Source organism: Brachybacterium sp. HMSC06H03, from assembly GCF_001807385.1.
Taxonomy (GTDB): domain Bacteria; phylum Actinomycetota; class Actinomycetes; order Actinomycetales; family Dermabacteraceae; genus Brachybacterium; species Brachybacterium conglomeratum.
Genome location: NZ_KV788731.1, coordinates 25,664 through 31,663 on the forward strand (window position 1 = coordinate 25,664; position 6,000 = coordinate 31,663).

6 protein-coding genes are annotated in these 6,000 nt (G+C 71.5%); 4 read left to right on the forward strand and 2 right to left on the reverse strand.

The annotated features are described in order from the left end of the window. Positions 1-200 precede the first annotated feature (200 nt). Positions 201-965, reverse strand: coding sequence for a TetR/AcrR family transcriptional regulator (locus tag HMPREF3159_RS06140; protein WP_141748101.1), 765 nt, complete (start codon positions 963-965; stop codon positions 201-203). A gap of 161 nt (positions 966-1,126) precedes the next feature. Between HMPREF3159_RS06140 and HMPREF3159_RS06145 the strand changes: the two genes are divergently transcribed. From HMPREF3159_RS06145 to HMPREF3159_RS06155, 3 genes are all read left to right on the forward strand, one after another. Then, on the forward strand, positions 1,127-1,951 hold the full coding sequence (locus HMPREF3159_RS06145; protein ID WP_070500144.1) for a sugar phosphate isomerase/epimerase family protein: 825 nt from the start codon (positions 1,127-1,129) through the stop codon (positions 1,949-1,951). Next, on the forward strand, positions 1,948-3,084 hold the full coding sequence (locus HMPREF3159_RS06150; RefSeq protein WP_070500145.1) for a Gfo/Idh/MocA family protein: 1,137 nt from the start codon (positions 1,948-1,950) through the stop codon (positions 3,082-3,084). The genes HMPREF3159_RS06145 and HMPREF3159_RS06150 overlap by 4 nt, the downstream gene beginning before the upstream one ends. 524 nt (positions 3,085-3,608) lie before the next feature. After that, a complete protein-coding gene (locus tag HMPREF3159_RS06155) occupies positions 3,609-4,724 on the forward strand; it encodes a patatin-like phospholipase family protein (RefSeq protein ID WP_246821503.1) in 1,116 nt (371 codons plus the stop codon). Here HMPREF3159_RS06155 and HMPREF3159_RS06160 read toward each other — a convergent pair. Beyond that, the gene (locus HMPREF3159_RS06160; protein WP_246821505.1) at positions 4,681-5,475 is read right to left on the reverse strand and encodes an SDR family NAD(P)-dependent oxidoreductase; all 795 of its coding nucleotides are present in this window, start codon (positions 5,473-5,475) and stop codon (positions 4,681-4,683) included. The genes HMPREF3159_RS06155 and HMPREF3159_RS06160 overlap by 44 nt on opposite strands. Positions 5,476-5,552: 77 nt before the next feature. Here HMPREF3159_RS06160 and HMPREF3159_RS17820 point away from each other — a divergent pair. Further along, positions 5,553-6,000: hypothetical protein (locus tag HMPREF3159_RS17820; protein WP_246821507.1), on the forward strand; the 448-nt coding region annotated here is incomplete at its 3' end.

Genomic DNA, 6,000 nt, shown 5'->3' on the forward strand with positions numbered 1-6,000 from the left:
CGGGCCCTGGATAACTCTTAAAGTGGTCTGCCACGGTCAACCATCCAACTTCAAGAGTTTTCCTTGGATCGACGACCAGTCCGAGCGTGCACCCTGCACCCCGGCCCACCAGGGCGTGCCGCAGCCGCAGCCGCATCCGCTGGTCATCGGTGATTCTCCTGTCGTCGGTGCGCGTCCCCCGTACTGCCCCGCCAGCCCCCTCACGGCTCCAGCAGCACCGCGAACAGCTCGAGGGTCTGCTGCAGCTGGATCGAGGGCTCGAGCAGCCACTGGATCTGCAGGCCGTCCGAGGCGGCCACGATCAGCGCCGCCATCTGCTCGGGGTCGACGTCGCCCCGCACACGGCCCGCGGCCTGGTCCTCGCGCAGCCGGGTCGCGAGGCCCCCGCGCACGTTCTCGAACCGAGCGGTGAAGAACTCCTTCGCCGGTCCCCGCTCGCTCTCCAGCGAGGTCGCCACCAGCGTCGAGTAGAGCTGGACGAGACCGGGCACCTCGAGGTTCGCCAGCGCCGCGTTGGCCATCACCTCGACGGCGCGCTCGTCGTCGAGGGCGGTGGGACCTTCCCGCTCGAGACGGTCGAGGTCACGGCGTCGTTCGGCGTGCTCGTAGACGGCGACCAGCAGCTCCTCACGGGAGGAGAAATAGTGCAGCAGCGCACCGTGGGAGACGCCGATGGCCTCGGCGATCCGGCGCAGCGAGGTGCCGTCGGCCCCGCGGTCGCGGAACACCTCGATCGCGCGGTCGAGGATCTCCCGTCTCCGCGCGATGCCCTTGGAGTAGGAGCCCTGACGGCCGATGCGGCGGGCCCGCGGCGCTCCGGCGGCCGACGGACCAGCCGGCCCGCCAGCGTCGTCGGCAGGGGTCGCGGGGCGGTCTGCCGAGGTCGCGGGACCCCCGGCGGGGCTCGATTCGGAGCTCGCGGCAGGGTTCGCGGGGTCCTCGGCGGGCTCGTCGTCGGTGCTCATGGCGCCACAGTATGCGCCGTCGGACGCCGATCCCAGACAAAACCTCCAACTGGTGGGATCCGGTGCTACGCTGTCGCCCACGCACCGGCCCGTCCTCGCCCGAGGCGAGCAGGCGAGTGCGACCCGCCCTCTGACGACGACGTACCGAAAGCAGGTCACCCGTGGCATTGCCCCTCGCCTCCGTCCAGCTGTACACGCTGGCCGCGGAGTTCTCCGCAGACATGAACGGCTCCCTCGACAAGCTCGCCGGCATCGGCCTGAAGAACGTCGAGGCCTTCGACTTCGTGCGCCGCCCGAAGGAGATCCGCGCGGCACTGGACGCCTCCGGCCTCGCCTCCCCCACCGGTCACGCCCCGCTGCTCTCCGACGAGCTGTGGACCCCGGACGGCTCCATTCCCACCCCCTCCAACGAGGTCGTGTTCGAGGCCGCCGCCGAGATCGGCATGAAGACCGTCATCGACCCGATGGTCCCCACCGAGCGCTGGCTCACCGAGGACGGCGTGAAGGACATCGCCGAGCGCCTCAACGCCGCCTCGGAGAAGGCGAAGGAGTTCGGCCTCGCGGTCGGCTACCACAACCACGCCCAGGAGTTCCTCGCGGACTTCGACGGCCAGACCGCCTACCAGCGCTTCCTGTCGCTGATCGATCCGTCGGTCGAGATCGAGCTGGACCTCTACTGGGCCCTCGTCGGCGGCCAGGACGTCGTCGCGCTGGTGCAGGAGCTCGGCGACCGTCTCGTCGCGATCCACGTCAAGGACGGCATCAAGCCCGAGTCCAACCCCTTCGCTCCCGGCGCCCCGAAGTTCAGCTCCTCGAGCCTGGACCAGCGCCACGCCGGCCAGGGCGAGGTGCCCACCGTCGAGGCGATGAAGGCGGCGACGAACGTCAAGTACGCCGTCATCGAGTACGACAACGCCCCCGGCGACGTCTTCGCGGACGTCGAGAACAGCTACCGCTTCCTGATCGACGGAGGACTCGCAGCATGAGCACCCCTTTCAACGGCCCCGTGGGCGTCGGCTTCATCGGCACCGGAGTCATCTCCGACCAGTACCTGACGAACCTCACCACCTTCCCCGACCTCGAGGTCCTGATCCTCGGTGACCTCAACACCGAGGTCGCTGCGGCCCAGGCCGAGAAGTACGGCATCCCCGCCTCCGGCACCGCGCAGGACGTGCTGGACCACCCGGGCGTGCAGGTCGTCGTGAACCTGACCATCCCCGCCGTGCACACGGAGATCTCCTCGCAGGCGATCGCCGCGGGCAAGCACGTGTGGACCGAGAAGCCGCTGGGCCTGGACCGCGAGTCCACCGCCGCGCTGCTCGAGCAGGCCGACGAGGCCGGGCTGCGCATCGGCTGCGCCCCCGACACCGTGCTCGGCGCCGGCGTCCAGACCGCCAAGCGCGCGATCCTCGACGGCCTCATCGGCCGCCCGCTGTTCGCGCAGACCTCCATGCAGTGGCAGGGCCCGGAGGTCTTCCACCCGAACCCCGCCTTCCTCTTCGCCAAGGGCGCGGGCCCGCTGCTGGACATCGGCCCGTACTACTTCACCACCCTGGTGAGCCTCTTCGGCACCGTCGAGAAGGTCGCCGCGATGGGCCTGAAGGCGCAGGAGGAGCGCGAGATCCTCGTCGGCCCGAACAAGGGGCAGAAGTTCCCCGTCGAGCCGCCGTCGACCATCTCCGTGCTCACCCAGTTCGAGGGCGGCCAGACCGGCACCTCGCTGGTCAGCTTCGACTCGCCGCTGGCCCGTCAGGGCATCGTCGAGATCCACGGCACCGAGGGCTCGCTCTCGATCCCCGACCCGAACATGTTCGAGGGCCGCATCGCCTACGTGCGCCCCTTCGAGTCCTTCGGCGAAGCGCCGCCCGTGCAGGAATGGATCGAGATCCAGCAGGAGGGCCCGGTCACCGGCCGCGGCCTGGGCCTGCTGGACATGGTCCGCGCCATCCAGGACGGTCGCCCGCACGTGGCGAGCGGCGAGGTGGGCTACCACGTGCTGGACATCATGCTCTCCGCGGAGGAGTCGGCCGAGCGCGGCGAGTTCGTCACCGTCGAGTCGTCGGTGGACACCGTGCCGGTGCTGCCCGAGGGCTTCGACCCGCTGGCGAAGACGCTCTGAGCAGGGGGTTCTCAGCAGGGCATCTGAGGGGGCTCTGACCAGGGCCTCCGCAGGATTCTGACCCGCCGGGGTCGGGGCGAGCGATCGCATCGTCCTCGGCGGGTCGTTGCGCGGGTGGGGTGGGGGCAGGAAGGGACGGCGCGGGGGGCGGGCTGGACGGGGCAGACCGGGCAGCACGCGATCGAGTCCTGAGTTTGTGACGGTATGAGGCCCGATACCGTCACATCGCCACGTCTCGGTGGCGGGAAGCGACGTCGTGGACCCGGCCGGCGCGGGGCCGTTGAGCTTTTGTGGCCGTGAGGACTCATCTGCGGGCTCGCATGAGTCGCCGCAGGCACAAAACTTTCGGCCCGAGCGAGGTCCTGCATGACGCGCCGTCGCAGGTCGGCCGGTCAGCAGACATGGGCTTTCGAGCACGTCATTCGCCCATGTTCGCTATCCCTGCGTCGTGGATCTGTCCACCGGCCTGCCCGCGGTCGGGCCGCGTCGGCTCGGCGTCGGGCCGCTCCCCTAGCCTGGGCGCCATGACGTCCCCGCAGCCTGCCGTCTCGCCCGACACCCCGCCGAGCGCCGCCCTGCACTCGAGAGATGAGGACAGATCTGCGCACGCCGGGGGCGAGGACGTCTCGCGCCGGGTCGACCTCGTGATGGAGGGCGGCGGGGTCAAGGGCATCGCCCTGGCCGGCGCGATCGAGGTGCTCGAGGAGCGCGGCTACCAGGTGCACCGGGTGGCGGGGTCGTCGGCCGGGGCGATCGCGGGGGCGCTCGCGGCCTCGGGCGTCGACGGGCCCACGATGGTGGAGATCCTCCGCGCCACCGACTACCGGCGCTTCGAGGACGGGCCGTGGTGGACCCGCACCCTGCCGGGCAAGGCGCTGTCGATCCTGCTGCACAACGGCATCCATCGCGGCGACTTCCTCCAGCAGTGGCTCGACGAGCAGCTCGCCGAGCACGCCCCGGCAGGCGGCACCGGCACCTTCGGCGACCTCATCATCGACGATCCCGAGGTGGACGTGAGCCGGGACGATCCGCGCCGTCACCGTCTGGTGGTCACCGCCTCCGACCTCTCGGCCGGGGAGCTGCGGCTGCTGCCCCAGGACGCGGCCGAGTTCGGGCGCGACCCGGAGCGTCTGCTGATCGCGGAGGCGGTGCGGGTCTCGTCCTCGATCCCGCTGTTCTTCCACCCAGTGCGATGGAAGTCCCCCGAGGGCGGCAGTGCGGTGCTGGTGGCCGGCGGGATGCTCTCGAACTTCCCGGTCTCCGTGTTCGATCGGCCGGGCGGCGAGCCGCCGCGCTGGCCCACCTTCGGCATCAAGCTCTCGGCCAAGCCGGAGGCGGACTTCGGCCAGCGCAACCGCATCCGCGGCCCGTTCTCCTTCGGGAAGGCGGTGGTGGACACGGTCACGGGCTTCTACGACCGGATGCACATCGACGAGCAGAACGCCGTGGAGCGGACCATCTTCATCGACACCGCGGCGGTGCGGCCCACCCAGTTCGACCTCTCCGACGAGGACCGCGAGCTGCTCTACCGCAAGGGGCGCAAGGCCGCGACGGAGTTCCTCGACGGCGACGACCGCGGGCAGGAGCCATGGGACTTCAGGCGGTACGTGGAGCGACACCGGAGCGGACAGGCCCGCTGAGGGGGAAGCGGACGCCGGTCAGCTCCTCGGAGAGGCTCCACAGGCTGCGGGCCATCTGGGTGTCCTCGGCGCGGGCGGCGCGCTCGACCGGGCCGGGCTCGCCGCGGGCGCCGAAGCGCCCGGTGGGGCCGACGTAAGTGTCGCCGGGGAGGTCCGCGGTGGCGGCCATCAGCGTGGGCTGAGCCCCGCCCACGTCGCTGTGCCCCAGCAGGACGATGAGCGCGCTCTCCGCGGCCTCGACCAGCCGGCCGTGTCGGCCGAGCAGCAGCGAGGTGGCGGCGAGGCCGGGGTGTGCGGCCAGGGAGAGCACCTCGGAGCCGGCTCGCTCGAGGCGACGCTGCAGCTCGGCGGTGAACAGGAGGTTCGCGAGCTTGGACTGGGCGTAGGCGCGCGGCGCCCGGTAGGGGCGTCGCTCCCAGTTGGGGTCGTGGAGCTTGATCGCGCCGCTGCGGCGGGCGATGGAGGAGACGGTGACCACGCGGCCGACGATCTGCGGCAGCAGCAGGTTGGTCAGGGCGAAGTGGCCGAGGTGGTTGATGCCGAACTGGAGCTCGAAGCCGTCGGCCGTGCGACCCAGCGGCGGGATCATCAGCCCGGCGTTGTTGATCAGCAGGTCGATCGGATCCTCGATGCCGCCGGCGAAGAGCCGCACCGAGGCGAGGTCGGCGAGGTCCAGGCGTCGCACCTCGACCTCGCCGCCCATCGCGGCGGCGTCGGTGCCCTCGCGCGGATCGCGGACGGCCAGGATCACGCGGGCGCCGTGCTCGGCGAGGACGCGGGCTACGACGCGGCCAATGCCGCACGCGCGATCTGGCGACCGACGAGTCCGTGCTCGAGGTGGTCAACGACCAGGGCGAGTTCGAAATCGAGGAGACCGGCAGCCGGATCCGCCGCGCGACCGACGAGTGGTACAGCTTCCGCTGGAACGACGTGACCTCGGTGCGCGGCGAGACCCGCACCGTGCGCCGGGTCGAGCGGGAGGACTGGGGCGCCCTGGTCACGACGCGCACGAGCTGGATGCCGAGCGGGGCGATCCGCGGGTGCACTCGCAGAGCTGGTCGCGGCGGATCGCGCGCGACCTGGTGTGAGGCCGCACCCGGGCGGATCCCGGCGCGCCGCGGAGTTCGTGGCGTCCGCCGCGGCGAGCGCCGGGCCTGCTGGGCCTGCTGGGTCCGCAGGGTCCACCGGTTCCGCGACCGTACGGTCGGACGCTCTCGGCCTCGACTGCCTGGCGCCGGAACGCCGCAGGTCAGCGGCGGGCGGCGGCCGGCGGACC

What these genes read in the sequence shown, in the direction of transcription:
- HMPREF3159_RS06140 (WP_141748101.1), bottom strand. Translation starts at nt 965, where the DNA reads ATGAGCACCGACGACGAGCCCGCCGAGGACCCCGCGAACCCTGCCGCG.
- HMPREF3159_RS06150 (WP_070500145.1), top strand. Translation starts at nt 1,948, where the DNA reads ATGAGCACCCCTTTCAACGGCCCCGTGGGCGTCGGCTTCATCGGCACC.
- HMPREF3159_RS06155 (WP_246821503.1), top strand. Translation starts at nt 3,609, where the DNA reads ATGACGTCCCCGCAGCCTGCCGTCTCGCCCGACACCCCGCCGAGCGCC.